Below are 25,037 nucleotides of genomic sequence, written 5' to 3' on the forward strand. Positions count from 1 at the left end.
GTCCCCCCGGATGCGCCGTCCTCGGGAAGCATCTCGTCCTACCCTCCCCCCTGCGCGGATGAATCCGCCGCGTCTGACCGACCGCTCGGTAGGCGGTACGGGTCGTCCCAGAGCAAAGCTGCGTGGCGACCGAGCGTAGAGGAGCCGCCCCCAGCAGGATCCTCGCCCCCGGCCTCTATGCGCAACGACCTGAGAGCGTCGGGTAGTCGGTGTATGCCCTTGCGGGAGGAGAGTTCCCGCAATTCGTCCCGAAAGGCTGGATCGACTCCCCCGCGCCGGTCCCAGACGACGATCGGCACACCCGCCCGCAGGGACTCACCCAGCTCATCGACCCCGGGGCCCCCGTCGCCGCCGCCCCCGGGCGGTTCGCTGAGGACCACCATCACCGGCTGCGGCTCGGTGAGCAGATGGGCGCGGCCCTCGTCGGGGAACCAGTGGACGGGCCCTCCGCAGGCGGTCACCAGGGCGTCCCAGCGTTTGGCCCAGCGTCCATGCGTGTCCGCGCGTTCCATCCTTTCGAGGCTGCGCAGTACCACCGGGTGGTCCTCTCCCAGGGCGCCGTCCGCGCCGTGGAAGCCCTGTTTCGCCCATCTCTCGACCGGCAGGTCCAGCAGGTCCCTGGGCAGCAGGAACTCCAGGGTCAGGTCCTCCTTCCAGAAGTAGGCCCAGCCCGTCTCCGCCTCCTCCACCAGCGTCTTCACCCGCTCGGGCAGATCGGCCAGATCGACGCGCACGTCCCCGCCGCGCACCGGGTACGGCTCCGGTCCGTCGATCTGCCACCAGTACGACAGGAGCCGCTCCCCGCTGTGATCGGGGTCGGGCAGGGGGCGCAGCCGGACCAGCAGGCAGGCGCCGGGCGCCCAGACGGCGTCCGCGGCGTCGTCCTCCGGCAGCGGGACGGAGGCGGCGGCCGGCACGCCGGCGGGGCGGGTGGTCACGTGCGTGGCCACGGGGGCGCTGCCCGCGCCGGAGGCCGGCAGATCGCCGCCGACCCGGGCGGCGACGGGCACCGCGGCGGCACTCGCCCTGGCCGGGGCGGGGGAGGCGGCCGTGGTCTGCGTGCCGGCCCCGACCGGGTGCGCGGCCGGCGCACCGGGATACATGTCGGGGCGGATCAGGTGCTCCTCCACCCACTCGAACAGGTCCTGCTGCTGTTGGCCCTTGGCGTAGTGCGCGAGGTGCTCGACCAGCAGGACGCAGGGCAGCGGTTCGCCGGGGCGGGCGTTGAACGTCGCCGCGTGCAGCACCGCCGACCACGGCTCCGCGCAGTGGACCGGCAGCGGATCCGGGCGCCCGAGGGCCTCCCGGAAGACGCCCGGGACGTCCAGCACCTCCAGACCGCCGAGCAGCGACATCAGCCGTTCCCAGCTCTGCGGCGGGAAGAGCGGCACCTCCGCGAGCGCGATGGCGGTGCGCACCCGGCCCATGTGCCGGGTCTCGCCCTCCAGCGTCGAGACCACGCTGCCCAGAACCTGGATGCCGTCCGGATACGGCATCACCTCCCTGAGCAGGACCAGCAGCGAGAACCGCCGCCGGCTGCTGTCGGGCAGGGCGATCGTGACCCCCAGCGCGCGGCCCACCTGGCGGGCGCACTCCTGCAGCAGTCCGGACTCCTCGAAGCACGGGACGGCGTCCAGCGCGTCGAGCAGCACTTTGGGCGGCCCCCAGGCCCCCTTGGTGAGCGTCACGGAGCCTCGCCCCCCGCGGTGGTGGGCCACAGTTCGTCGATGAGTTCCAGCACGGCCCCCGCGGGCGCCGAGTCGTCGTCCAGCAGCCGCAGGGCGTCGATCAGGGCCTGCCTGCCGTCGCGGTGGTCGGCGCAGGCCTGGACGACGTAGAAGAGCTGGAGCCGGGGGCGCGGGCTGGTGCGGACGGCGCGGCGGATGGGGGCCGGCAGCAGGCGGCGCAGCGCCGCCGCGTCGTCGTCCTCGACCTGAGGCACGTTCAGCAGGGCGTCGGCCAGGGCGAACTGGCTCCTGTCGGACGGCGGTTCGGGGGACCTCCGCGGTGCGGGCGGCCGGGGCGGCACGAGGGCCGGGGCGAGCGCCGGCCACAGGCGGGCCGCCGACTCCAGCGGGAGCATCCAGGCCACCTTGGCCCGCCGGTCGGTGTAGGCGGCGGTGACCAGGCCGACGACCCGCCGCGCCGCCGGATCCCACACGCCGGCTCCGCTGAACCCGCGTTCCACCGGGACGCCCGTCGTGCCGAGTCCCTCCAGCTGGACCCAGTCCCGGTGCGGCCCGCCACGCCCGGTCAGACGGGCGGAGGACCACAGGCCGTCGGGCGCCCCGGCCGGGTGGCCGTACACGCCGACCTCTCGCCGGTCGGGCTCCCCGCACGGGCCGAGCCGCGCCGGAAGCACGTCGGCGGGCGGCGACCAGTCGGTGCTCAGGACGGCGAGATCCCCGTCCGACCCGCCGGCCAGCGGACCGGGAAACCAGCCGTCCGGCACGACGGCGGCCTCACCGGCCTCGACGTCCGGCCGCCCCGGAGCGTCCACGACGACGGACCCCCGAGGCGCGCCCCCGGCCTGCCCGCCTGCCGCCCCGAGGGCCGACGTCACCACGTGCGCGCAGGTCAGCACGGTGCCCGGCCGTACCAGAACCCCGGCCCCGTGCACGGACCCGCGCGCCGACAGAACGCGTACCCGCCCCAAGGGCGACGCGCCCGTCATCTCCCCGTTGACCACTGCCACGTCCCTTCCCCCGCGTGCGGCCGTCGTACCGGACGGCGCCCACCTGTGAACCAGCGTACGAAGCGCATGCGCCCGGTACACGGGTCATGCGTATCCCGGAGCTTTACCGGTTGTGCCTTGGGCGAATCATCGGTTCACGGGCGGGCGCGCGGCGTCACAAGGGGGCGCACACCCGGACCCGTCAACCGTCTCCTGCCCGCACCACACCCCGGCACCCCTTCGGCGTGCCTTGCCGATCCGGCACCGACGCGCCGGACTGTGCTAAAGTGTTGGCGTTGCAGTTGTGGTACCCATGAACCTATGTGCGCCTGACGGGAATGTTTCTCCTACAGGCGCATTATTTGTTTTCCGGCATCTCCGGATGGGGCCTCTGCCTACAGAAGGAGAAAGTCATGGCACAGGGAACCGTGAAGTGGTTCAACGCCGAAAAGGGTTTCGGCTTCATTCAGCAGGACGGCGGCGGCCCGGACGTCTTCGCCCACTACTCGAACATCGCGACCCAGGGCTTCCGTGAGCTCCAGGAGGGCCAGCGGGTCTCCTTCGACGTCACGCAGGGCCAGAAGGGCCCGCAGGCGGAGAACATCGTCCCCGCCTGATCGCCGGGCGCGTATCTGCTCACCGGGGTCGGCACCGACATGGTGCGGACCCCGGTTTGTGCTGTTTCGAGGAAGGCAGACCACCCACCGCATGTCACGCAGACCCCAGAAGCCGAACAACCGGCGCGCCTCGTCCCGCCCGTCGTCCTCGTCGCCGTCGTCGCCGAGGGAATTCCGGCTGCCGGAAAGTACGACGCCCGCTCTTCCCCCCGTCGAGGACTTCGCCGGTCTGGACATGCCCGCGGGGCTGCTGAACACCCTCACCGCGCAGGGCGTGACCGCGCCCTTCCCCATCCAGGCCGCCACGCTCCCCAACTCCCTTGCCGGTCGTGACCTGCTGGGACGGGGTCGCACCGGCTCCGGCAAGACCCTCGCGTTCGGGCTGGCGCTCCTGGCCCGCACGGCCGGACTGCGCGCGGAGCCCAAGGCGCCCCTCGCCCTCGTGCTGGTGCCCACCCGTGAACTCGCCCAGCAGGTGGCGGACGCGCTGACCCCGTACGCGACGGCGGTGAACCTCCGGCTGGCCACCGTGGTCGGCGGGCTGTCCATCACCAAGCAGGCCGGTGCGCTCCGGCGCGGCGCCGAGGTACTCGTGGCGACCCCCGGCAGGCTCAACGACCTCGTGGAACGCGGGGACTGCGTGCTCGACGGCGTACGCATCACGGTGCTGGACGAAGCCGACCAGATGACCGACATGGGCTTCCTGCCGCAGATCACCAAGGTGATCCAGCAGGTGCGGCCCGACGGACAGCGCATGCTCTTCTCGGCCACCCTGGACCGCAACATCGACCGCCTGGTGCAGCGGTTCCTGACCGACCCGGTGGTGCACTCCGTGGACCCGTCCGCGGGAGCGGTGACCACCATGGAGCACCACGTGCTCCACGTCCAGGACGAGACCGACAAGAAGGCGGTCACCACGCGCATCGCGGCGCGTGACGGCCGCGTCATCCTCTTCCTCGACACCAAGAGGTCCGCCGACCGGCTCGCCAAGCGTCTCCTCGCCGTCGGTGTCCGCGCGGCGGCGCTGCACGGGGGCCGCTCGCAGCCGCAGCGCAACCGCACCCTGGAACAGTTCAAGAACGGCCAGGTCACCGCGTTGGTGGCGACGAACGTCGCGGCCCGGGGCATACACGTCGACGACCTCGACCTCGTGGTGAACGTCGATCCCCCCACCGACCACAAGGACTACCTCCACCGGGGCGGCCGCACGGCTCGCGCCGGCGGCTCCGGCAGCGTGGTCACGCTGGTCCTGCCCGACCAGAGGCGGGACGTCACCCGGCTCATGTCGGACGCGGGCATCCGTCCCCGGACGGCGAGCGTCAAGTCGGACGACGAGGAACTCGCCACCCTCACCGGGGCCCGCGAGCCCTCCGGCGTGGCCGTCACCATCGAGGTACCCCAGCCCACGCCACCGACGGCGTCCCGCCCGGCCCGCAAGACCGGCACCGAGCCCGGCCGGCGCTCCGGCCGCCGACGCCGCAACAGCGGCGGAACCGGCCCGGCGACCGGCGCCGCCACCGACCCGGGCGCCCGCAACCGCCGTGCCCCCGCCGGGACGGCAGCCGCCGGTACGGCTGCCGGCACCTCCGCCTCCGGCGGCCGCGGTTCCGCCCGCCGGTCGGGATCAGGTGCGGCCGGTGCGGTGAGCCGGGCGGGAGCAGGCGGGACCGGTGCCGCCGGCCGGTCGGGATCCGGCGGGGCCAAGGGCGGTGCTGCCGGTGCCGGCACGGGCGGCCGCGGTTCCGACCGCCGGTCCGCGACCGGCGCCGCCTCCGGCAAGTCGGCCCGTGTCCCGGGCCGCCGCCCGGCGTCCGGAGGAGCCACACGCGGCTCCTCCAGCACGGGCGGTCGTGGCTCTTCCGGCGCGGGCGGCCGTGGTTCCGACCGCCGTGGCTCCGCCACCTAGTGCCCCGACAGGCAACGTTCGCCCCGTCGCGACGCCCGGCACGCACTCTCGCCGCACCGCCCGAAAGCCCAAGTACATCCAGTACGAGGACTTCCGGCCGGCACACCGGGAGCACGCACCGGACGCCGCTCCTTGACGGGCAAACTTTGCCTGCCACGGCACTAGTGCGGAGTACCTGGTACGGCATGAGGGACGACGTTCGCGGCCGCGTCCGAACCGGGCGACCGGTCGCGGCTGCGCGCGCCGATCGCATGCGTACCCTCCGGACGCGTGCGCCCGAGCCCTGCGAAACCCCGGCTCAGGGCCACACCAGGCAATACGGCTGATGCCCCGCCTCGTGCAAGCGGTGCGAGAAGTCCTGCCACTCGTGCAGCAGCTGGTACACGTTGAACGCGTCCCGCGGACCGCCGCGGTCCGGGACCGTGGACCAGATGAAGGCGGCCGCGCCGACCGCTTCCTCGCCGATGTCGCGCAGGGGGTCGACCGCGGTCGTCGGGAGCTTCACGACCGCGTAGTCGGGGTGCAGGACGACCAGTTCGAGCGGCGGCACCTTGTGCAGGGGCACGCCCTCGATGCCGGTCAGCACCATGGCGGCCATCGTCTCCGGCTTGATCTTGGTGAACATGCCGCCCATGCCGAGCTCGTCGCCGCCGAGTTCCTCGGGGCGCATCGAGATCGGGACGCGGGCCGCCGTCGCGCCGTCGGGCGCGCCGAAGTACTTGTACGTCACCCCCACCCGACCACCATTCCTGCTCCCTGCTCCCAGCAGCTCGGCCCGGCCCTCGCCTCGCCGGTCGGTCCGCTCGGACTCACTCGGTACATCCCGTGCCTGGCGGGCTTCGCTCGCTTCCTCAGCGTCGCGCCGGTGCCTTCCCCGCCGGGCACGTCGAGGACCCAGGCCGTCAGTCCCCTCGCCCAGTCCGCCACCGCGATGCATATCTCCACCCGACTGCTTTTCTAGGACGCGTGGCCCCCGCCGCGCAACCCGATCATCGTGTCAGTGACCTCCCCCGCGGCCGCCCGCCGAAACGTGCGCCGAAACTTCTGACCACGGGATCGGGCGGTCCCCGACACGACCCTTCGCTTGTTCATACGTACGCGGAGCCCAGTTTCGCAGATGGGCCGCTCCGAATCCTCGAATCCGCCGCTCGGCGCAGTCGGATCCGGCCGGACCCGGCCGCTCCGCCCCGGGTCCGCCGCCGTCACTGGCCTACCCTGAACAGGTCACTGCCCACCGTATTCGGAGAACCCCCGAGAAGTCGGAGAAGTCGCAGGTCATGAGCGAACTGCCATATCCCTACGAAGCCCCTGTCTCGCAGGCGCTGTTCGACCGTGCGGCGGCCGTCACGCCCGGCGGCGTGAACTCGCCGGTGCGCGCCTTCCGCGCCGTGGGCGGCACGCCCCGGTTCATGGTCTCCGGCAGCGGACCCTACCTGAAGGACGCCGACGGGCGGGAGTACGTCGACCTCGTGTGCTCCTGGGGTCCGATGATCCTCGGGCACGCGCACCCCGAGGTGATCGCCGCCGTGCAGGAGGCGGTCGCGCACGGCACGTCCTTCGGGACGCCCGGTGAGGGCGAGGTCGCCCTCGCCGAGGAGATGGTGAACCGGGTCGGCCCGCTGGAGCGGGTGCGGCTGGTCTCCAGCGGGACCGAGGCCACCATGTCCGCGATCCGGCTCGCCCGCGGGTTCACCCGGCGGTCCAAGGTGATCAAGTTCGCCGGGTGCTACCACGGGCACGTCGACTCCCTCCTCGCCGCGGCCGGGTCGGGGGTCGCCACCTTCGCCCTTCCCGACACCCCCGGCGTCACCGGCGCCCAGGCCGGCGACACGATCGTGCTGCCGTACAACGACCTCGACGCCGTGCGCGCCGCCTTCGCCGCGCACCCGGGCGAGATCGCCTGTGTGATCACCGAGGCCTCGCCGGGCAACATGGGCGTGGTGCCGCCGCTGCCCGGGTTCAACCAGGGACTCAAGGACCTCTGCGGCGAGAACGGCGCCCTGTACATCTCCGACGAGGTCATGACGGGCTTCCGCACCAGCCGGGCCGGGTGGTTCGGCGTCGACGGGGTCGAGCCCGACCTGATGACCTTCGGCAAGGTGATGGGCGGCGGATTCCCGGCCGCCGCGTTCGGCGGGCGCGCCGACGTCATGGCGCACCTCGCCCCCGCCGGGCCCGTCTACCAGGCCGGCACCCTCTCCGGGAACCCCATCGCCACCGCCGCCGGGCTCGCCCAGCTGCGCCTGCTCGACGACGCGGCGTACACCAAGGTCGACTCCGTCTCGCAGCAGATCCAGGCCATGGTCTCCGAGGCGCTGACCAAGGAGGGTGTGGCGCACACCCTGCAGAACGCCTCCAACATGTTCTCCGTGTTCTTCACGGACCGCCCGGTGCGCGACTACGAGGACGCCAAGGCGCAGGAGTCGTACCGCTTCACCGCGTTCTTCCACGCGATGCTGGCGAACGGCGTCTACCTGCCGCCCTCGTCCTTCGAGTCCTGGTTCGTCTCCACCGCGCACGACGAGACGGCACTCCAGCGGATCGCCGACGCCCTTCCGGCGGCGGCCCGTGCGGTGGCGGAGGCGACGGCATGAGCGACGCCCCCGAGAAGAACGGCCGGGACGACATCACCGTCGTCCACCTCATGCGGCACGGCGAGGTCGAGAACCCGGACGGGATCCTGTACGGGCGGCTGCCCGGCTACCACCTGTCCGAGCTCGGGCGGAAGATGGCCGAGCGGGTCGCCGAGCACCTCGCCCCCCGCGACATCACCTACGTCGTCGCCTCCCCGCTGGAGCGGGCGCAGGAGACGGCGACGCCGATAGCGAAGGCGCACGGACTCGACCTCGCCACCGACGAGCGGCTGATCGAGGCGGCCAACGTCTTCCAGGGCAAGACCTTCGGCGTGGGCGACGGCGCGCTGCGCCGGCCCGCCAACTGGAAGCACGTGGTCAACCCGTTCAAGCCGTCCTGGGGCGAGCCGTACATCGACCAGGTGGTGCGCATGATGGGCGCGCTGAACGCGGCGAAGGACAAGGCGCGCGGACACGAGGCGGTACTCGTCAGCCACCAGCTGCCGATCTGGATCGTGCGCTCCTACGTCGAGCGGCGCCGGCTGTGGCACGACCCGCGCAAGCGGCAGTGCACGCTCGCCTCGCTGACGACGTTCACCTACCGGGGCGACCGGATCGTCTCCGTCGGCTACACCGAGCCGGCCCGCGATCTGGTGCCGGCCCATCTCCTCGCGGGCGCCAAGCCGGTGAAGGGGCAGGGCAAGGCGTTCGGCGCGTGAAGAAGCGCGCGTAAGGACGGGAAGGGCACGGGCGGGGACCCTGTGGTCCCCGCCCGTGCCCTTCCCGTCCTTTGTGTTTGTTGTGGAATTCATATCGGCTCGCGGAACCCCCGTGTTCGTCGCCGCCTCTGAGTGAGTGACCACCAGCGGCAGTGACGAATCGGGGATCTCATGCGCACCTTCTCCCGAAGGGGACTACTCGGACTCGGCGCGGGGGCCGCGGCCGCCGTCGGGCTCACGGGCTGCGGCAGCGTCAAGTCCTCGGACCCGGGCCGCACCGGAGCTTCCCCCAGCGCGCGCACGCCCAGCCCGCGTGCGCGTACGACAGCCCCCGCGCGCCTCATCGGCGACGGCTCGACCTCGTTCACCGGCAAGCAGCCGCACCAGCCGGCCGCGCCGGTCCCGCTGGAGCCGGGCGAGACCCCGCCGCAGTTCGTCGTCTTCTCCTGGGACGGGGCCGGCGAAGTGGGCAACGGGCTGTTCCCGCGCTTCCTGGACCTGGCCAGGCAGCACGAGGCCCACATGACCTTCTTCCTGTCCGGGCTCTACCTGCTGCCGGAGTCGAAGAAGCGTCTGTACGACCCGCCGAACAATCCGCGCGGCGCCTCCGACATCGGCTATCTGACCGACGACCACGTCAAGGCCACGCTCACCAACGTCCGCCGCGCCTGGCTCGAGGGCCACGAGATCGGCACCCACTTCAACGGCCACTTCTGCTCCGGCCACGGCTCGGTCGGGGGCTGGACGCCCAAGCAGTGGCGCAGCGAGATCGACCAGGCCAAGGCGTTCGTGAAGGAGTGGCGGACCAACACCGGCTGGACCGATCTGCCCGCCCTGCCCTTCGACTACGACAAGGAACTCGTCGGCGGCCGCACCCCCTGCCTGCTCGGCCAGAACCAGCTGCTGCCCACCGCGCGCGAGCTCGGCTGGCGCTACGACGCCTCCTCGCCCGGCGGCCGCCAGGTCTGGCCGGACAAGCGGCTGGGCATCTGGGACCTGCCGTTGCAGCAGATACCGTTCCCCGGACGCCGGTTCGAGGTCCTCTCGATGGACTACAACATGCTCGCGAACCAGTCCGTCAACTCCACCAACGCTCCCGCCCACAACCACCCTGGCTGGCGCAGGCAGTCCACGCAGGCCTACATCCAGGGCTTCAGGCGGGCATACGAGACAAACCGGGCGCCTTACTTCATAGGCAACCACTTCGAACAGTGGAACGGCGGCATCTACATGGACTCCGTCGAGGAGGCCTTCAAGCACATCGCGCGGGAGAAGGAGAAGGGCGCCGACGTGCGCATGGTCTCCTTCCGGCAGTTCGTCGACTGGATGGACGTGCAGAAGCCGGAAGTGCTGGCCAAGCTGCGCACCCTCGACGTCGGGCAGCGGCCGGCCGGTGGCTGGAAGGAGTTCCTCGGGGACGCCGCAGGCGCCGGCGCGCCGAGCGCGGACGGCCCCTCGAAGGCGGCCTGAAATGCACTTTTCCGGCCGTGAGGGGGGTGCGCAAGATCCCCGGAAGGGGCATGCGAAACTTTTCACATGAGTGCCGTCAGTCGTGCCCCCCAGTGCTCGAACCGGGCGAACCGCACGCCCCGTCCGCACCGCACGCGTTCGAGCCGTGTCCGTGGCCGCGCCGCCCTGCTCGCCGCCGGGGGCGCCGCACTGGCATTCGCCCTGTCCGCCTGCGGCTCCGGCGGCACCTCCGGAGGCTCGGGCAACACCAACTTCATCACCGGCGCCGACGGCATCGCGACCGTGCCGAAGGGCGACCGCAAGCCCGCCCCCGACCTGTCCGGCAAGACCCTCGAGGGCAAGCAGCTCGACATGGGCGCCTACAAGGGCAAGGTCGTCGTCCTGAACGTCTGGGGCTCCTGGTGCTCGCCGTGCCGCGCCGAGGCGCCCAACCTGGCGAAGGTGGCCAAGGACACCGCCGGCAAGGGCGTGCAGTTCGTCGGCATCAACACGCGCGACACCAGCACCCAGCCGGCCCTGGCGTTCGAGAAGCAGTTCGACGTGTCGTACCCGAGCCTGTACGACCCGACCGGCAAGCTCATGCTCCGCTTCCAGAAGGGCACCCTGAACCCGCAGATGATCCCCACCACGATCATCGTCGACCGGGACGGGAAGATCGCCGCGCGCGCCCTCCAGGCACTCAGCGAGGACAAGCTGCGCAAGATGCTCGACCCGGTCGTCGCGGAGAAGTGAGCCGTCGTGCTACTGGCCGCAGCCACTGATCCCAATCAGACGGTGTTCAGCGGAGCCCTCCTGCTCGCGCTGCCCGTCGCCGTACTCGGCGGACTCGTCTCGTTCTTCTCCCCCTGTGTCCTGCCGCTCGTCCCCGGTTACCTCTCCTATGTGACCGGGGTCACCGGCACGGACCTGGCCGAGGCCCGGCGCGGGCGGATGGCCGTCGGCGCCGCCCTCTTCGTGCTCGGCTTCACCGTGGTCTTCGTCTCCGGCGGGGCGCTGTTCGGGTTCTTCGGGCAGACCCTCCAGGACTACAAGGGCGCCCTGTCCAAGGTGCTGGGCGTGCTCATGATCCTCATGGGCGTCTTCTTCATGGGCCTGATGCCCTGGCTGACCCAGCGTGAGTTCCGCTTCCACATGCGCCCCACCACGGGCCTGCTGGGCGCACCCGTGCTCGGGGCCCTGTTCGGAGTCGGCTGGACCCCGTGCATCGGCCCGACCCTCGCCTCCGTGGTGGCGCTCTCCTCCGCCCAGGCCAGCGCCGGGCGCGGCGCCCTGCTGACCGTCGCCTACTGCGCGGGCCTCGGCATCCCGTTCGTGCTCACCGCGATCGCCTTCCGCAAGGCGCTGGGAGCCTTCGGCTGGGTCAAGCGCCACTATGTCTGGGTGATGCGCGTCGGCGGCACGATGATGATCGTGACCGGCGTTCTGCTGCTGACCGGCGCCTGGGACCGGCTGGTGCAGGAAATGCAGACGTGGTCCACCGGCTTCACTGTGGGGATCTGATCCATGAGCAAGACGCCAACCAGTACGACGGACGACGAGACCCCGGTGGTGGTGCCGCCCGGCGACGACGACCTCGGCGCCGCCGGGTCCCAGCTGTCCACCGCCCCCGCCGAGACGTCCGTCCCCGGCTCCTTCGGCGGCAACCGGGCGCCCGGACTGGCCGGCCGGCTCGCCTGGACCTGGCGGGAGACCGTCGGCTGGGCCCGCTGGTTCTGGCGGCAGCTCACCTCCATGCGCGTCGCGCTGATGCTGCTGTTCCTGCTCTCCCTCGGCGCCGTCCCCGGCTCGCTGATCCCGCAGAGCGGCACCGACGCGCTGAAGGTCGAGAACTTCAGGCAGGCGCACACGACGCTCGCACCCGTCTACGACAAGCTCGGCCTGTTCCACGTCTACAGCTCGGTGTGGTTCTCCGCGATCTACATCCTGCTGTTCGTCTCCCTCATCGGCTGCATCGTGCCCCGCACCTGGCAGTTCGTGGGCCAGCTGCGCGGCCGCCCGCCGGGCGCCCCCAAGCGGCTGGACCGGCTGCCCGCGTACACCACCTGGCGCACCGCCGCCGCCCCCGAGGAGGTCCGCGGGGCCGCGCTGAAGATCCTCAAGCAGCGCCGCTTCCGCGCCCTTTCCGACGGTGACGCCGTCGCCGCCGAGAAGGGCTACCTGCGCGAGGCCGGCAACCTCGTCTTCCACATCGCGCTGATCGTGATGCTGATCGCCTTCGCCTGGGGCCAGTTGTACAAGACCGAGGGCAACAAGCTGATCGTCGAGGGCGACGGCTTCGCCAACACCCTCACCCAGTACGACGACTTCAAGTCCGGCAACCTCTTCAACGACGACGACCTGGTGCCCTTCAGCTTCAACCTGAAGAAGTTCACCGGCACCTACGAGCGCACCGGCCCGCAGAAGGGCACGCCGCGCGTGTACCGGGCGGACATCACCTACAGCGTGGGCGCCCACGGCAAGGAGCAGAAGGCCGGCGTCTCGCCCAACCACCCGCTGAGCGTCGACGACGCCCGGGTCTACCTCGTCAGCCACGGCTACGCCCCCACCGTCACCGTCCGGGACGGCAAGGGCCACGTGGTCTACCACCAGGCCGTGCCGCTGCTGCCGGTGGACTCCAACGTCACCTCGCAGGGCGCGATCAAGGTGCTCGACGGCTACAAGAACGCCCAGGGCAAGACTGAGCAGCTCGGCTTCTCCGCGTTCTTCGTGCCGACCTTCGCCGGTGCCGGCAAGGGCACGATGTTCTCCCAGTTCCCGGCGCTGGACTTCCCCGTCCTCGCGCTGACCGGCTACCACGGCGACCTGGGCGTCGACGCGGGTGTCCCGCAGAACGTCTACCAGCTCGACACCAAGAACCCGAACCTCAAGCAGTTCAAGGACGCCAAGGGCAACCCCGTGGCCGCCCGGCTGCTGCCCGGCGAGACCATGACGCTGCCGAACGGCGCCGGCTCCATCACCTTCGACAAGGACATCAAGGAGTGGGCCGGCTTCCAGATCGTGCAGCAGCCCGGCACCGGCTGGGCGCTCACCGGCGCGCTCGCCGCCATCGCCGGACTGGCCGGCTCCCTGTTCATCCAGCGCCGCCGCGTCTGGGTGCGCGCCGTGCGGGGCGCTGACGGCGTGACCGTCGTCGAGATGGCGGGCCTGGGCCGCAGCGAGTCCGCGAAACTCCCCGAGGAGCTCGGCGACCTGGCCGTCCTCGTCCACGACAAGGCGCCCGCGCAGGCCGACGCCGACCCCGACCGGGAGCCGGACGCCGGCACCCCCGTACCCGCCGAAGGGGCTGAGGAGAAGTGACTCTCGCCGCCGCAACAGAGCTCGCCACGGCGACCAACGAGAACCTGGCCAACATCAGCAACACGCTGATCTACTCCGCGATGGCCGTCTACACCCTGGCCTTCTTCGCGTACATCACCGAGTGGCTCTTCGGCAGCCGCAGCAAGGTGGCGCGCACGGCCGCCGCGCTGACCGCCAAGGACGGCGCGGCCAAGGCGCAGGGCCCGGCGGTGACCGTGAAGTCCGCCGGGGGCACCGCCGTGCTGGAGCGCCCCAAGGTGGTCGTACGGTCCGCCGCCGGCGCCCGCGACGTGCCCGACGGGCCCGGCGCGCACGGCGGGGACGAGAAGGGCGACCTGTACGGCCGGATCGCGGTGTCCCTCAGCGTCCTCGGCTTCCTCCTCGCGCTCGGTGGCGTGATCGCCCGCGCGGCCTCCGTGCAGCGGGCGCCGTGGGGCAACATGTACGAGTTCAACATCACCTTCTCCACGGTCGCGGTCGGCGTCTACCTGCTGCTGCTCGCGCTGAAGAAGAACGTGCGCTGGCTCGGCCTGTTCCTGACCACCACCGTCCTGCTCGACCTCGGCCTCGCGGTCACCGTGCTCTACACGGCGAGCGACCAGCTGGTCCCGGCCCTGCACTCGTACTGGCTGTACATCCACGTCTCCACCGCGATCTTCTGCGGCGCGGTCTTCTACGTCGGCGCGGTCGGCACCCTGCTGTACCTGTTCAAGGACTCCTACGAGAACAAGCTGGCCTCCGGCGGGAAGCCCGGCCGCTTCGCGACCTCCGTCCTGGAGCGGCTGCCGGCCTCGGCGTCCCTGGACAAGTTCTCCTACCGCATCAACGCCGCCGTCTTCCCGCTGTGGACGTTCACGATCATCGCGGGCGCGATCTGGGCCGAGTCCGCCTGGGGCCGCTACTGGGGCTGGGACCCCAAGGAGACCTGGTCCTTCATCACCTGGGTCGCCTACGCCTGCTACCTGCACGCCCGCTCCACGGCCGGCTGGAAGGGCCGCAAGGCCGCCTACATCGCGCTGATCGCGTTCGGCTGCTGGCTCTTCAACTACTACGGCGTGAACATCTTCGTCAGCGGCAAGCACTCGTACTCGGGCGTCTGACCGGCCCCTCGGCGACACTGGTGTCATGACCGGTTCCATCGAACAGGGCACCAGCCGGATCCACGGGAACACGCACCTCCTCACCTTCCTGGTGCGGCTCCCCAGACCCATGGAGCAGGTCTGGCCGGAGCTGACCACACCGGAGGGCCTCGCGCGCTGGTTCACCGGCGCCGACGAGCTGGAGCCCCGGCTCGGCGGCGCGGTGAGCCTGCGCGGTCTCGGCAGCGGGCGGATCACCGCGTGGGACGTGGACCGGGTCGCCGAGTACACCGTGGAGGGCGGCGGCCGCATCCGCTTCCACCTGGAGCGCGACGGCGCGGACGGCTCCGTGCTCCGCTTCACCCACGAGTTCCGGGGCGAGACGGAGTCGGAGCCGCGCTGGCGGGCCCGCTTCGAACACCTGATCGAAGTGGTTACTCGCCAATGTCCTCGCTCCACAGATCCGGATGCCTCCCGGTGAAGTCCCGCATCAACGCGACGCACTCCGCGTCGTCCAGGACCACGATCTCCACACCGTGCTCCGCGAGCCAGCCGTGCCCGCCCCGGAACGTGGCCGCCTCACCGACCACCACCCGCGAGATGCCGAACTGACGGACCAGGCCGCTGCAGTACCAGCAGGGCGAGAGGGTCGTCACCATCGTCGTACCGCGGTACGAGCGCTGCCGTCCCGCGGCGCGGAACGCGGCCGTCTCCGCGTGCATCGAGGGATCGTCGTCCTGGACGCGACGGTTGCGGCCGCGGCCGAGCAGGGTGCCGTCGGCTCCGTAGAGCGCGGCTCCGATGGGGATGCCCCCTTCCGCCAGCCCGGCGCGGGCCTCGGCGAGGGCGGTGGCGAGCCATGAGCGTGCCTGTTCCTGATCCATGCCCTCACTGTGCTGACGCGCGCGCCGTACGGCAACGGCCGGCGCCCGCCCCCGGAAACCGCGCGCGCCGCACTCTGTACCCTGACTCGATCATCGCCGCACGCGCGGCAGTTGGCCCCGGTGGGTGGGAGGGAACGGTCATGGTCGCTGCTCCGGTTCTGGAGGAGCTGCGGGACGTCTGCCAGCCGCAGGCGAAACTGGCGAGCCGCAACGGCGAGCACTGGGCGGGCCGCCTGTACATGCGGAGGATCTCGCTGCGGTTCACCCGGCAGCTGGTGCGCACCCCGGTGACCCCGGACCAGCTGACCTGGACCATGGTGGTGTGCGGGACGGCCTCCGGCGCCGCGCTGCTGATCCCGGGCCTGACCGGGGCCGTCCTGGCCGTCGTGCTGATGCAGCTGTTCCTCCTCTTCGACTGCGTGGACGGCGAGGTCGCCCGCTGGAAGGGCCAGAACAGCGCGGCCGGCATCTACGTCGACCGGCTCGGCGCCTACCTCGCGGACGCCGCCCTGATGGTGGGCGCCGGCTTCCACGCGGCCCGGTCCGGCTTCGGCGGCTGGGTGTCGCTGGGCCTGGCGACCGCCCTCGGCGTGGTCCTGCTGAAGGCCTCCACCGACCTGGTCGACGTGGCCCGGGCCCGGCGCGGACTGGCCGTCGCCGACGACGAGTCGACCCGGCCGCGCTCGCAGGGCGTGGCCACCGTGCGCCGGCTGGCCGCCGCGTTCAAGATCCACCGGGTGACCAACGGCATCGAGGCGTCCCTGCTCCTGCTGGCCGCGGCCGTCGGCGACACCGTCACCGGCGGCGCCGACGTCACCCGCTGGGCGCTGATCGCCCTCGCCGCCATCACCTGGGTGATGGTCCCGGCCCACCTGCTGTCGATCCTGTCGTCGTCCCGGCTGCGCTAGGTCCCGTCGTCAAATTCCCGTCGTCGCGCGAAGGGCGGCTCCGCGGCGTCTGGTGCGTGCTCTCGGCGTGCCGGGCGGAAGTCCTCGTACTGGACGTACTTGGGCTTTCGCCCGGTGTGGCGGGAGTGCGTGCCAGGCGTCGCGGGGCAGGCGGGAATTTGACGACAGGACCTAGGCCTGTCCGGCGGACCGAGGCACAGGAAATCGGCGGTCGCCGTCAGCCTGGACGCGCTTCGCTGCCGAGGAGCGCGGCGCACCGGCTACACGTCGGTGGACCGGGACCCCGCCGGGCGACGGGCACGAGGGGGCCGTGCCGACGGGCCCGGACCCGGGGCGCGGGCGGCGGCGCCGACCACGTACGCGGCTTCTCCGGCGGGCCGGGCGAGGGGTCGTGCGAGGTGGGCGACGGTGTGTCCGCCGGTGTGGAGGAGGCGGGCGGCGATGTACCGCCGGAACCGGCCGCCGGGTGGCACGGCGTCCGTGCCGGACGCGGCGGTCGAGGAGCCCGGCCCGGGACCGGCCGCGCCGCCGCCGGAACCGGCCGCCGGGCCCATCAGCGCCTCGGTCACGGTCACTCTGGCCCCGATCAGGCGGCGAGCAGCGTACCGGCGAGCCCGACCCGGAGCCCGCCGGGACCGTTCTGGTCCGTCATGCACCACCCCGGTCCGTCCCTCGGGCCGGCCGCCCCGGGAGACCGCGGACGTGTGCCGGCACACCGGCGCTCCGGGGCGCTACGCGCCCAGCAGCCCCAGGATGCGGTTGACCGCCTCGACCACAGGCCGGCCCACGGTCCCGACCGTCGCGGCGATGCCGGCGACGGCCATCAGCGCCCGGTGCCGCTCCTGCGGCGGCGCGGCGGGATCGGCGGTGATGTCCGGTACGGAGTCGTCGATGGTCCGGGCGCTGGCCGACGGCACGCTCTCGCGCAGCTCCGCCAGGTGCTGGAGCAGCTCCCGCACCGCCGTTTCGAGTTCGGAGGACGCGGCCGTCGCGCCGGCGAGCGGCGCCTGGTTCTTGACGATGCCGGTGTTGCCCTGGCCCCCGTGCATGTTCACGTTGTCGCCGAAGTAGTAGTTGTCCCCGCTCATGTGCTGATCCCCACGTTGCCGGTGCCGCCGAACATGTTCACGTTGTCGCCGAAGTAGTAGCTCCTGGGATTGACCATGAGGCTGTCCACCCGCACCTGGAACTCCGTCTCGGGATTCTCGATCGCGTGGACGATGCTGCCGACGAGCCCGTCCAGTTGCTCCCGTTGGCCGCTGGTCACCACCGCGACGGACGGGCCGGACGTCTCGACGGCCAGGACGTACTGGTCGGTCGCCGACAGGACGGACAGCAGCTCCACCGCGCTGACGACGAGTGCGGCCGCGGCACCGATCCAGACGAACATGACGATCCCGCCGGCCGCGTCCTGGCTGGCGATGCTCGTGATGCCGCCCAGGATCGTGAGGGCGAACGCCACCGACAGGATGATCGCCAGGCGCTTGAGGAAGAGCAGCGTGGCGTCCTTGCGCCTGGGCGTGATGGTCAGGGTGTGCACCCGTGTGATGTTCCGCAGCGGATAGGCCGCTCCGCCCACCCACAGCAGCCTTTTGCCGACCCGCAGTTCGATGGCCCGCAGAGAGGGCGGGACGGCGGGCGGCGGCGGGATGTCGAAGTGCCCCGGCGGTTCGGCTCTGTCCATCGGTCCCCCTGGAGTACGGCTGGTGCCCCGTTACTGAGTGAGGACCATTAACTCCGTACCGTGTCCTGGGTGCAAGCCGGTATTGACCGTCAACTGTGTGGCGTATGTGGAGAGTTGGCGAACTGGGACGGCTCGTCGCCCCGGCGGCGCCTCAGCTGCTCTGCGGCTCCTCGCCGTTTTCCTTGCGGCGCAGTTCCTCCTCGCGGCGGCGCAGATCGGCCTCCCAGTTCTTGAGCAGGTCCTCGTCCTTCTTGTTCTCCTCGGCGAGGGACTTCAGGAACGCGGGGTTGTCGTCCGGGGCGACGTAGTCGAGCCGCTGGTTGCGGTGCCACTCCGAGGGCGTGCGGCCGTTCGCCGGAGGGCGGCGGTCCTTGCCCGCGGCGAGCCAGACGATCGAGCCGACGATCGGGAAGAGCAGGATGATGAAGACCCAGGCGACCTTGGGAAGGTGCTTCGCCTCGTCCTCGGGGGTGTTCAGGCAGTCGATGAACGCGAAGATCATCAGCGCCAGCGGCACGACGTAGTACAGCAGCACCCTGAGCATGTCGGAAAGCCCCCTGGAAAGCGGTGGAGGGGCCCAGCACCGGCCCCGTGACGGGGCCAGGGTAGCCGCTCGGGGATACTGGACCCCATGGCGTACGACGATCTTCGTTCCCTGCTCAGGGCGCTGGAGCGCGAGGGAGACCTCAAGCGCATCAAGGCCGAGGTCGACCCGTATCTGGAGGTCGGTGAGATCGTCGACCGGGTACAGAAGTCGGGCGGCCCCGCACTGCTCTTCGAGAACGTGCGCGGCTCCGCGATGCCCCTGGCCATGAACGTCTTCGGGACCGACCGGCGGCTGCTGAAGGCCCTCGGCCTGAAGTCGTACGGCGAGATCTCCGACAGGATCGGCGGGCTGCTGCGGCCCGAGCTGCCGCACGGCTTCGTGGGCGTGCGCGAGGCGTTCGGCAAGCTCGGCGCGATGACGCACGTGCCGCCGAAGAAGGTGAAGTCGGACAACGCCCCCGTGCAGGAGGTGGTCCTGCACGGCGACGACGTCGACCTCGACGCCCTGCCTGCCCTCTTCACCTGGCCCCAGGACGGCGGCTCCTTCTTCAACCTGGGACTCACTCACACCAAGGACCCGGAGAGCGGCGTCCGCAACCTCGGGCTGTACCGCCTCCAGCGCCACGACAAGCGCACCATCGGCATGCACTGGCAGATCCACAAGGACAGCCGCAACCACTACCAGGTCGCCGCCCGGCGCGGGGAGCGGCTGCCGGTGGCGATCGCCTTCGGCTGCCCCCCGGCCGTGACGTACGCGTCGACCGCGCCCCTTCCCGGCGACATCGACGAGTACCTGTTCGCCGGGTTCATCGCGGGCAGGCGGATCGAGATGGTCGACTGCAAGACCGTCCCGCTCCAGGTCCCGGCGAACGCCGAGGTCGTCCTGGAGGGCTGGCTGGAGCCGGGCGAGATGCTGCCCGAGGGGCCGTTCGGCGACCACACCGGCTTCTACACCCCGCAGGAGCCCTTCCCGGCGCTGACCATCGACTGCGTGACGATGCGCAAGCGGCCCCTGCTCCAGTCGATCGTCGTGGGCCGCCCCCCGACGGAGGACGGTCCGCTCGGCCGTGCCACCGAGCGCTTCTTCCTGCCCCTGCTGAAGATCATCGTCCCGGACATCGTGGACTACCACCTGCCCGAGGCGGGCGGCTTCCACAACTGCGCGATCGTCTCGATCGACAAGAAGTACCCCAAGCACGCCCAGAAGGTGATGCACGCCATCTGGGGGGCACACATGATGTCGCTGACCAAGCTGATCGTGGTCGTCGACTCCGACTGCGACGTGCACGATCTGCACGAGGTCGCCTGGCGGGCCCTCGGCAACACGGACTACGCCCGCGACCTCACGGTCGTGGAAGGCCCCGTCGACCACCTCGACCACGCCTCCTACCAGCAGTTCTGGGGCGGCAAGGCGGGCATCGACGCGACGAAGAAGCTGCCCGAGGAGGGCTACACGCGGGACGGCGGGTGGCCGGAGATGGTCCTCTCGGACCCCGACACGGCCGCCCTGGTGGACCGCCGTTGGAAGGAGTACGGCCTGTGAGCTCGGCGTCTGCCGCGATCCCTCAGCCGGGACGCACCAAGGCCTTCCTGCGCCTGGTGATGATCGAGCACTCGATCTTCGCGCTGCCCTTCGCCTACATCGCCTCCCTGACCGCGATGTACGACTGGGACAGGACCATCCACTGGGGCAGGCTGCTGCTCGTCACCGTGGCGATGGTGGGGCTGCGCACGTTCGCGATGGCCGTCAACCGGATCATCGACCGTGAGATCGACGCCCGTAACCCGCGCACCGCGCAGCGCGAGCTGGTGACCGGCGCGATGTCGGTGCGGCACGCCTGGACGGGCGCGCTCATCGCGCTCGTCGTGTTCCTGGCGGCCGCGGCCCTGCTCAACCCGCTCTGCCTGGCCCTCGCCCCCATGGCGGTGATCCCGATGGTGGTCTACCCCTACGGCAAGCGGTTCACGAACTTCCCGCAGGCCATCCTGGGCCTGGCCCAGGCGATGGGCCCGATCGGCGGCTGGCTGGCGATCTCCGGCAACTGGTCCTGGGAGGCGGTGATCCTGGGCCTGGCCGTCGGCATCTGGATCGGCGGCTTCGACCTCATCTACGCCTGCCAGGACGTGGAGACCGACCGCGAGATCGGCGTGAAGTCGGTGCCGGCCCGCTTCGGCGTCCCCGCCGCCATTTGGGGAGCGAGGGCCTGCCACTTCGTCACCACCGCGCTGTTCGTCTGGTACGCGGTCGCCACCGGCGCCGGCTCCTTCTTCTGGCTGGGCCTGGTCGTCGTCGCGGGCGCCTTCGTCTACGAGCACACGATCGTCCGTCCGCACGACCTGTCCCGCCTCAACCGGGCGTTCTTCAGCGTCAACGGGTTCATCGGTATCGCCCTTTTCGTGTGCGCGCTGCTGGATCTGCTGGTGCGCGGTCTCACGGTCTGATCCCTCGCGGTTTGGATCATGAGCGCTGACGGATAGGCTCGACACATGAAGCCAGGAGAAACGCGGCGCGCGCCTTGGATCGTGGGGGTGTCCGGAGCGTCCGGCACGCCGTATGCGGCCGCTGTGCTGCGTGCGCTGCTCGACGCCGGACAGAGCGTCGACCTGGTGGTCAGCCGGGCCTCGCGGCTCACCCTGCTCGACGAGACCGGCATCTCCTTCCGGGACGCCCACTGGGGGGACGACCTGCGTGAATGGCTGTCCCTGGGCGCCGACGGCAAGCCCGGCACGTTCGACGTGGACATCGCCGGGGTGCGGCACTGGAGCGCCGGTGACCTGGCGGCCGGTCCGTCCTCGGGGTCGTACCCGGCGAAGGGCATGCTGATCGTGCCCGCCTCGACGGCCTGTGTGGCGGGCGTCGCCCTCGGGCTGTCCAAGGATCTGCTGCAACGGGCGGCGAGCGTGACCCTCAAGGAGGGCAGGCCGCTGGTCGTGGCCGTACGGGAGACCCCGCTGAACGGCCGGACGCTGCGGCACCTGGTGGCACTGGACGACGCGGGCGCCACCGTCCTGCCCGCCTCGCCCGCCTTCTACGCCGGGGCGACGCACATCCAGCACCTCGTGGACTTCGTCGCCGGCCGGGCCCTGGACGCGGTGGGCGTGCCCCACCGTCTCTACCGTCGCTGGGAGGGCGAACTGGGCGGCTCCCGGCCCGCGTGAGCGTCGGGCGGCGCTCTCCAGCAGTACCAGTACCACTCGACACTTCAGGAACTTTCTTCAGATCTCTCGTCGGATCTCTTCAGTGGAAGGCTTCGATCGCATGGACGCGGTGGACAGGCAGCTCATCCAGGCCCTGAGGGAGAACGGCCGGGCCTCATACGCGGAGCTGGGGCGCCTCGTCGGCCTGTCGGGACCGAGCGTCACCGACCGCATCAACCGGCTGGAGGCGGCCGGTGTCATCACCGGCTACCGCGCCACCGTGGACGCCGCCTCGCTCGGTCTCGGCGTCACCGCCCTGATCGGCATCTCGCTCTCCGACGCCGCCGACCACGAGGACGTGGCGCAGCGGCTGAAGGACCTCTCCGAGATCGAGGACTGCTGGTTCATCGCCGGCGACGACTCCTTCATGCTCAAGGTCCGCGCCTCGGACGTCGACGGGCTGGAGAGCATCATCCGGCGGCTGTCCGGGACGAAGGGCGTCTCCCGGACCCGTACCACCATCGTGCTGTCCACGAAGTGGGAGAACCGGGTGGGTGAGCTGCCCGAGGAGGTCTGATCCTTCAGGCGCGGAGCGCCGTTTGGGGGCACCCTCGCCCGGAAGGTGGGGGAGTACGGTGGTCGCAGTCTTCAGGAAAGAGGTAGAGGCATGGACGTCGGGCTCAAGCGCGAGCTGGAGGAGAAGGTCAGGGCGGGCGTCCGCCTGACCCGTGAGGACGGCATCGCGCTGTACGAGTCGGACGACCTGGCGTGGCTCGGCGGTCTCGCCCACGAGGTGCGCACCCGCAAGAACGGCGACGTGGTGCACTTCAACGTCAACCGGCACCTCAACATGACGAACGTGTGCACCGCGTCCTGCGCGTACTGCTCCTTCCAGCGCAAGCCGGGCGAGAAGGACGCGTACACCATGCGCATCGAGGAGGCCGTGAAGCTGGCCAAGGCGATGGAGTCGGAGAACCTCACCGAGCTGCACATCGTCAACGGCCTGCACCCGAACCTGCCGTGGCGCTACTACCCGCGTTCCCTGCGCGAGTTGAAGGCCGCGCTGCCGGACGTGTCGCTGAAGGCGTTCACGGCCACCGAGATCCACCACTTCGAGACGATCTCCGGGCTGTCCGCCTCCGAGATCCTCGACGAGCTGATCGACGCCGGTCTGGAGTCCCTGACCGGCGGCGGCGCGGAGATCTTCGACTGGGAGGTCCGGCAGCACATCGTCGACCACCGCACCCACTGGGAGGACTGGTCGCGCATCCACCGGCTGGCGCACGAGAAGGGTCTGAAGACCCCGTGCACCATGCTCTACGGGCACATCGAGGAGCCCCGCCACCGCGTGGACCACGTGCTGCGGCTGCGTGAACTCCAGGACGAGACCGGCGGGTTCCAGGTCTTCATCCCGCTGCGCTACCAGCACGACTTCGTCGACATGCAGGACGGCAAGGTCCGCAATCGTCTCCAGGCCCGTACCACCATGGCGACGGGCGCGGAGGCGCTGAAGACCTTCGCCGTCTCGCGGCTGCTCTTCGACAACGTCCCGCACGTCAAGGTGTTCTGGGTGATGCACGGCGTGCAGACCGCTCAGCTCGCCCTCCAGCACGGCGCGGACGACATGGACGGCTCGGTGGTCGAGTACAAGATCACGCACGACGCGGACAACTACGGCACCCCGAACAAGCTGACCCGCGAGGACCTGCTGGACCTGATCCGCGACGCCGGCTTCCGCCCGGTGGAGCGCAACACGCGCTACGAGATCATCCGGGAGTACGAGGGCCCGGACCCGGCGCGCCGCGAGTCGCCGCAGCCGATGAGGGTGTGAGCCCGCGCGTTCCGCGCACCCCGTGATGCCCCCGTGACGTCGCCGGCCGGGCGGGTACCCGTCCGGCATGGCCACCGCGAAGGCGCCCGAGGACGCCTACACCGCCGCGCCCTTCGTGCCCGAGCACGCGGACCTGGCCGCCCTGCGCGAGGCGGCGGCGGGCTGCCGGGGCTGCCCGCTGCACCGGGACGCCACGCGGACCGTGTTCGGCGCCGGGGACACCGGCGCCCGGGTCATGCTCGTCGGCGAGCAGCCCGGGGACCAGGAGGACCGGCGGGGCCGGCCGTTCGTCGGGCCCGCCGGGAAGGTGCTGGACCGGGCGCTGGCCGAGGCGGGCATCGACCCGGGTGGGACGTATGTCACCAACGCGGTCAAGCACTTCAAGTTCACCCGGTCCGGGCCCGGCAAGCGCCGTATCCACAAGGCGCCGAGCCTGCGCGAGACGGCGGCGTGCGGGCCCTGGCTGGCGGCCGAGCTCAGGCTCGTGGAGCCCGAGCTGATCGTGGTCCTGGGCGCGACGGCCGGGAAGGCCCTGCTGGGCTCCTCGTTCCGGGTGACCGAAGTGCGCGGGACGGTGCTGGAGGAGGAGATCCACGGGCGCCGGGAGCGGCTGGTGCCGACCGTGCACCCCTCGTCCGTGCTGCGCGCGGACGACCGGGAGGCCGCGTACCGGGGGCTGGTCTCCGACCTGAGAGTGGCTGCGCGCGCCCTGATGTAATAGATACCATCGCCCAATGCCCCTTACTTTCACCCTTGATCCTTCCGTCGACCCCGCCCTGCGCGACGGCATCCTCGACCTGTGGACCGATGTCACGAACGCCGGCGGAGCGGTCGGCTTCGTGCCGCCCGCGACGCGGGAGGAGATACGCCCGGAACTGGTCAAGCAGTTCCTCGCGCTGACCGAGGGCCGCGCCCGGCTGCTGGTCGGCCACGACGAGGAGGGCCGGGTCGCCGCCACCGCCTTCCTGACCTTCAACACCCACCGGCTGATGACGCACTGGCTCTGGCTCTACACGGTGATGGTGCACCCGCGCCACCAGGGCCGGGGCTACGGACGGGACCTGCTGGCGGCCGCCGCGGACGCGGCCGGCGGCTTCCCGGGCATCGACGCGATCCGGCTCACCTGCCGGGGCGGGCTCGGCCTGGAGCGGTTCTACGCCTCCTGCGGCTACAAGGAGGTCGGGCGGGTGCCCGGCGCCATCCGGGTGGAGCCGGGCGACGAGCGGGACGACGTGATCATGCTTCTGCCGCTGACCTGAGGCTTTACCGGTCCTTGGCACCCCCTTGCGTGATCCGGCGTCCGGCGTGCTTCACTGGACGGTGCCCCTTTGGGAACCTTCGGAACGGAAGAGTGGATTGAGATGCTCCGCTACACGCTGATGCGCCTCGGGATCTTCGTGGGCTGCCTCGTGGTCGTCTGGGGCCTCGTCTACTCCGGTGTGGCCCCGCGCGGCCTCGGCAGCTCCAACGGGCTGTGGATCGTCACGCTCGCCCTGGTGATCTCGGCCCCGATCAGCTTCGTCGTCCTGCGCAAGGAGCGCGACCGGGCGTCGGTGCAGGTGTCCGAGCGGGTGGACCGCATGAAGGCGAACTTCGAGGCCAACGCGGGCCAGGAGGACCTCGCCGACGACCGGGCTCGGGAGCAGGCGCAGCCCCGGGAGCAGGCTCAGGGGCAGGCGTCCTGACGTCCTGATCCGGCCGGTGCGGCGTC

27 protein-coding genes are annotated in these 25,037 nt (G+C 71.2%); 19 read left to right on the forward strand and 8 right to left on the reverse strand.

Annotated features, from left to right (window positions below):
* Positions 1-38 precede the first annotated feature (38 nt).
* Positions 39-1,688 carry a VMAP-C domain-containing protein gene (locus ACWC91_RS34295; protein ID WP_450643948.1) on the reverse strand — a complete coding sequence of 550 codons (1,650 nt, stop codon included), beginning with the start codon at positions 1,686-1,688 and terminating at the stop codon, positions 39-41.
* Positions 1,685-2,695: an effector-associated domain 2-containing protein gene (locus tag ACWC91_RS34300; protein WP_376504728.1), complete on the reverse strand. Its 1,011-nt coding sequence runs from the start codon at positions 2,693-2,695 to the stop codon at positions 1,685-1,687. The genes ACWC91_RS34295 and ACWC91_RS34300 overlap by 4 nt, the downstream gene beginning before the upstream one ends.
* Before the next feature lie 392 nt (positions 2,696-3,087).
* Here ACWC91_RS34300 and ACWC91_RS34305 point away from each other — a divergent pair, with 392 nt between their 5' ends.
* Positions 3,088-3,291: a cold-shock protein gene (locus ACWC91_RS34305; RefSeq protein ID WP_023544341.1), complete on the forward strand. Its 204-nt coding sequence runs from the start codon at positions 3,088-3,090 to the stop codon at positions 3,289-3,291.
* A 91-nt stretch (positions 3,292-3,382) separates the two neighbouring features.
* Entirely contained in the window at positions 3,383-5,197 is a 1,815-nt protein-coding gene (locus ACWC91_RS34310) for a DEAD/DEAH box helicase (RefSeq protein WP_225078117.1), read from the forward strand.
* Positions 5,198-5,495: 298 nt separating this feature from the next.
* Here the strand turns inward: ACWC91_RS34310 and ACWC91_RS34315 are convergent, their stop codons facing one another.
* Entirely contained in the window at positions 5,496-6,134 is a 639-nt protein-coding gene (locus tag ACWC91_RS34315; RefSeq protein WP_225078116.1) for a hypothetical protein, read from the reverse strand.
* Between the two features lie 340 nt (positions 6,135-6,474).
* Here ACWC91_RS34315 and hemL point away from each other — a divergent pair, with 340 nt between their 5' ends.
* The 8 genes from hemL (at position 6,475) to ACWC91_RS34355 (ending at position 14,816) form a co-directional block, all read left to right on the forward strand.
* Positions 6,475-7,791 (forward strand): glutamate-1-semialdehyde 2,1-aminomutase, encoded by a 1,317-nt coding sequence (hemL, locus tag ACWC91_RS34320; protein WP_450644977.1) that lies wholly within the window; start codon positions 6,475-6,477, stop codon positions 7,789-7,791.
* Positions 7,788-8,489 carry a histidine phosphatase family protein gene (locus ACWC91_RS34325; RefSeq protein ID WP_225078114.1) on the forward strand — a complete coding sequence of 234 codons (702 nt, stop codon included), beginning with the start codon at positions 7,788-7,790 and terminating at the stop codon, positions 8,487-8,489. The genes hemL and ACWC91_RS34325 overlap by 4 nt, the downstream gene beginning before the upstream one ends.
* Before the next feature lie 171 nt (positions 8,490-8,660).
* Positions 8,661-9,959: a polysaccharide deacetylase family protein gene (locus ACWC91_RS34330; RefSeq protein ID WP_225078113.1), complete on the forward strand. Its 1,299-nt coding sequence runs from the start codon at positions 8,661-8,663 to the stop codon at positions 9,957-9,959.
* Positions 9,960-10,025: 66 nt separating this feature from the next.
* Positions 10,026-10,691: a TlpA family protein disulfide reductase gene (locus ACWC91_RS34335; protein WP_225078112.1), complete on the forward strand. Its 666-nt coding sequence runs from the start codon at positions 10,026-10,028 to the stop codon at positions 10,689-10,691.
* A gap of 6 nt (positions 10,692-10,697) precedes the next feature.
* Positions 10,698-11,459, forward strand: coding sequence for a cytochrome c biogenesis CcdA family protein (locus ACWC91_RS34340; protein ID WP_281156494.1), 762 nt, complete (start codon positions 10,698-10,700; stop codon positions 11,457-11,459).
* A 3-nt stretch (positions 11,460-11,462) separates the two neighbouring features.
* Entirely contained in the window at positions 11,463-13,256 is a 1,794-nt protein-coding gene (gene resB / locus ACWC91_RS34345) for a cytochrome c biogenesis protein ResB (protein WP_450643976.1), read from the forward strand.
* A complete protein-coding gene (gene ccsB, locus ACWC91_RS34350; RefSeq protein ID WP_225078109.1) occupies positions 13,253-14,356 on the forward strand; it encodes a c-type cytochrome biogenesis protein CcsB in 1,104 nt (367 codons plus the stop codon). Before resB ends, ccsB begins: the two co-directional genes overlap by 4 nt.
* A gap of 25 nt (positions 14,357-14,381) precedes the next feature.
* Complete coding sequence (locus ACWC91_RS34355; protein WP_225078108.1) at positions 14,382-14,816, forward strand: SRPBCC domain-containing protein; 435 nt, start codon at positions 14,382-14,384, stop codon at positions 14,814-14,816.
* Here ACWC91_RS34355 and ACWC91_RS34360 read toward each other — a convergent pair.
* On the reverse strand, positions 14,770-15,219 hold the full coding sequence (locus ACWC91_RS34360; protein WP_225078107.1) for a nucleoside deaminase: 450 nt from the start codon (positions 15,217-15,219) through the stop codon (positions 14,770-14,772). The two genes, ACWC91_RS34355 and ACWC91_RS34360, sit on opposite strands and share 47 nt — an antisense overlap.
* Positions 15,220-15,359: 140 nt before the next feature.
* Here ACWC91_RS34360 and ACWC91_RS34365 point away from each other — a divergent pair, with 140 nt between their 5' ends.
* Positions 15,360-16,127: a CDP-alcohol phosphatidyltransferase family protein gene (locus ACWC91_RS34365; protein ID WP_225078106.1), complete on the forward strand. Its 768-nt coding sequence runs from the start codon at positions 15,360-15,362 to the stop codon at positions 16,125-16,127.
* A 260-nt stretch (positions 16,128-16,387) separates the two neighbouring features.
* Here the strand turns inward: ACWC91_RS34365 and ACWC91_RS34370 are convergent, their stop codons facing one another.
* From ACWC91_RS34370 to ACWC91_RS34385, 4 genes are all read right to left on the reverse strand, one after another.
* The gene (locus ACWC91_RS34370) at positions 16,388-16,702 is read right to left on the reverse strand and encodes a hypothetical protein (RefSeq protein ID WP_450643975.1); all 315 of its coding nucleotides are present in this window, start codon (positions 16,700-16,702) and stop codon (positions 16,388-16,390) included.
* 156 nt (positions 16,703-16,858) lie between these two features.
* On the reverse strand, positions 16,859-17,215 hold the full coding sequence (locus tag ACWC91_RS34375; protein WP_225078105.1) for a hypothetical protein: 357 nt from the start codon (positions 17,213-17,215) through the stop codon (positions 16,859-16,861).
* A complete protein-coding gene (locus ACWC91_RS34380; protein WP_450643974.1) occupies positions 17,212-17,811 on the reverse strand; it encodes a DUF6232 family protein in 600 nt (199 codons plus the stop codon). Before ACWC91_RS34380 ends, ACWC91_RS34375 begins: the two co-directional genes overlap by 4 nt.
* A 151-nt stretch (positions 17,812-17,962) precedes the next feature.
* The gene (locus tag ACWC91_RS34385; RefSeq protein ID WP_376505696.1) at positions 17,963-18,355 is read right to left on the reverse strand and encodes a PLD nuclease N-terminal domain-containing protein; all 393 of its coding nucleotides are present in this window, start codon (positions 18,353-18,355) and stop codon (positions 17,963-17,965) included.
* 87 nt (positions 18,356-18,442) lie between these two features.
* On the opposite strand from ACWC91_RS34385, the gene ACWC91_RS34390 reads away from it, so the two are divergent.
* From ACWC91_RS34390 to ACWC91_RS34425, 8 genes are all read left to right on the forward strand, one after another.
* Complete coding sequence (locus ACWC91_RS34390; protein ID WP_225078102.1) at positions 18,443-19,900, forward strand: menaquinone biosynthesis decarboxylase; 1,458 nt, start codon at positions 18,443-18,445, stop codon at positions 19,898-19,900.
* Positions 19,897-20,799: a menaquinone biosynthesis prenyltransferase MqnP gene (gene mqnP / locus ACWC91_RS34395; protein ID WP_450643973.1), complete on the forward strand. Its 903-nt coding sequence runs from the start codon at positions 19,897-19,899 to the stop codon at positions 20,797-20,799. Before ACWC91_RS34390 ends, mqnP begins: the two co-directional genes overlap by 4 nt.
* Before the next feature lie 45 nt (positions 20,800-20,844).
* The gene (locus ACWC91_RS34400; RefSeq protein WP_450643972.1) at positions 20,845-21,516 is read left to right on the forward strand and encodes a UbiX family flavin prenyltransferase; all 672 of its coding nucleotides are present in this window, start codon (positions 20,845-20,847) and stop codon (positions 21,514-21,516) included.
* 100 nt (positions 21,517-21,616) lie between these two features.
* Positions 21,617-22,072 (forward strand): Lrp/AsnC family transcriptional regulator, encoded by a 456-nt coding sequence (locus tag ACWC91_RS34405; RefSeq protein WP_141366372.1) that lies wholly within the window; start codon positions 21,617-21,619, stop codon positions 22,070-22,072.
* Positions 22,073-22,162: 90 nt separating this feature from the next.
* Positions 22,163-23,326 (forward strand): aminofutalosine synthase MqnE, encoded by a 1,164-nt coding sequence (gene mqnE, locus ACWC91_RS34410; protein ID WP_225078099.1) that lies wholly within the window; start codon positions 22,163-22,165, stop codon positions 23,324-23,326.
* Between the two features lie 67 nt (positions 23,327-23,393).
* Positions 23,394-24,044 carry a UdgX family uracil-DNA binding protein gene (locus ACWC91_RS34415; RefSeq protein ID WP_450726180.1) on the forward strand — a complete coding sequence of 217 codons (651 nt, stop codon included), beginning with the start codon at positions 23,394-23,396 and terminating at the stop codon, positions 24,042-24,044.
* Positions 24,045-24,060: 16 nt separating this feature from the next.
* Positions 24,061-24,585: a GNAT family N-acetyltransferase gene (locus ACWC91_RS34420; RefSeq protein ID WP_225078097.1), complete on the forward strand. Its 525-nt coding sequence runs from the start codon at positions 24,061-24,063 to the stop codon at positions 24,583-24,585.
* Positions 24,586-24,687: 102 nt separating this feature from the next.
* Entirely contained in the window at positions 24,688-25,011 is a 324-nt protein-coding gene (locus ACWC91_RS34425; RefSeq protein WP_225078096.1) for a DUF4229 domain-containing protein, read from the forward strand.
* Positions 25,012-25,037 lie beyond the last annotated feature (26 nt).

This window comes from Streptomyces sp. NPDC001204 (assembly GCF_053598035.1).

Bases quoted from the DNA above. Each gene is read 5' to 3' on its own strand.
- resB (WP_450643976.1), top strand. From the start codon at position 11,463: ATGAGCAAGACGCCAACCAGTACGACGGACGACGAGACCCCGGTGGTG.
- ACWC91_RS34365 (WP_225078106.1), top strand. From the start codon at position 15,360: ATGGTCGCTGCTCCGGTTCTGGAGGAGCTGCGGGACGTCTGCCAGCCG.
- ACWC91_RS34390 (WP_225078102.1), top strand. From the start codon at position 18,443: ATGGCGTACGACGATCTTCGTTCCCTGCTCAGGGCGCTGGAGCGCGAG.
- ACWC91_RS34330 (WP_225078113.1), top strand. From the start codon at position 8,661: ATGCGCACCTTCTCCCGAAGGGGACTACTCGGACTCGGCGCGGGGGCC.
- ACWC91_RS34375 (WP_225078105.1), bottom strand. From the start codon at position 17,215: ATGAGCGGGGACAACTACTACTTCGGCGACAACGTGAACATGCACGGG.
- ACWC91_RS34425 (WP_225078096.1), top strand. From the start codon at position 24,688: ATGCTCCGCTACACGCTGATGCGCCTCGGGATCTTCGTGGGCTGCCTC.
- ACWC91_RS34335 (WP_225078112.1), top strand. From the start codon at position 10,026: ATGAGTGCCGTCAGTCGTGCCCCCCAGTGCTCGAACCGGGCGAACCGC.
- ACWC91_RS34360 (WP_225078107.1), bottom strand. From the start codon at position 15,219: ATGGATCAGGAACAGGCACGCTCATGGCTCGCCACCGCCCTCGCCGAG.
- ACWC91_RS34305 (WP_023544341.1), top strand. From the start codon at position 3,088: ATGGCACAGGGAACCGTGAAGTGGTTCAACGCCGAAAAGGGTTTCGGC.
- mqnE (WP_225078099.1), top strand. From the start codon at position 22,163: ATGGACGTCGGGCTCAAGCGCGAGCTGGAGGAGAAGGTCAGGGCGGGC.
- hemL (WP_450644977.1), top strand. From the start codon at position 6,475: ATGAGCGAACTGCCATATCCCTACGAAGCCCCTGTCTCGCAGGCGCTG.
- ACWC91_RS34405 (WP_141366372.1), top strand. From the start codon at position 21,617: ATGGACGCGGTGGACAGGCAGCTCATCCAGGCCCTGAGGGAGAACGGC.
- ACWC91_RS34315 (WP_225078116.1), bottom strand. From the start codon at position 6,134: ATGCATCGCGGTGGCGGACTGGGCGAGGGGACTGACGGCCTGGGTCCT.
- ACWC91_RS34385 (WP_376505696.1), bottom strand. From the start codon at position 18,355: ATGCTCAGGGTGCTGCTGTACTACGTCGTGCCGCTGGCGCTGATGATC.
- ACWC91_RS34380 (WP_450643974.1), bottom strand. From the start codon at position 17,811: ATGGACAGAGCCGAACCGCCGGGGCACTTCGACATCCCGCCGCCGCCC.
- ACWC91_RS34415 (WP_450726180.1), top strand. From the start codon at position 23,394: ATGGCCACCGCGAAGGCGCCCGAGGACGCCTACACCGCCGCGCCCTTC.
- ACWC91_RS34325 (WP_225078114.1), top strand. From the start codon at position 7,788: ATGAGCGACGCCCCCGAGAAGAACGGCCGGGACGACATCACCGTCGTC.
- ACWC91_RS34310 (WP_225078117.1), top strand. From the start codon at position 3,383: ATGTCACGCAGACCCCAGAAGCCGAACAACCGGCGCGCCTCGTCCCGC.
- ACWC91_RS34420 (WP_225078097.1), top strand. From the start codon at position 24,061: ATGCCCCTTACTTTCACCCTTGATCCTTCCGTCGACCCCGCCCTGCGC.
- ACWC91_RS34400 (WP_450643972.1), top strand. From the start codon at position 20,845: ATGAAGCCAGGAGAAACGCGGCGCGCGCCTTGGATCGTGGGGGTGTCC.
- ACWC91_RS34355 (WP_225078108.1), top strand. From the start codon at position 14,382: ATGACCGGTTCCATCGAACAGGGCACCAGCCGGATCCACGGGAACACG.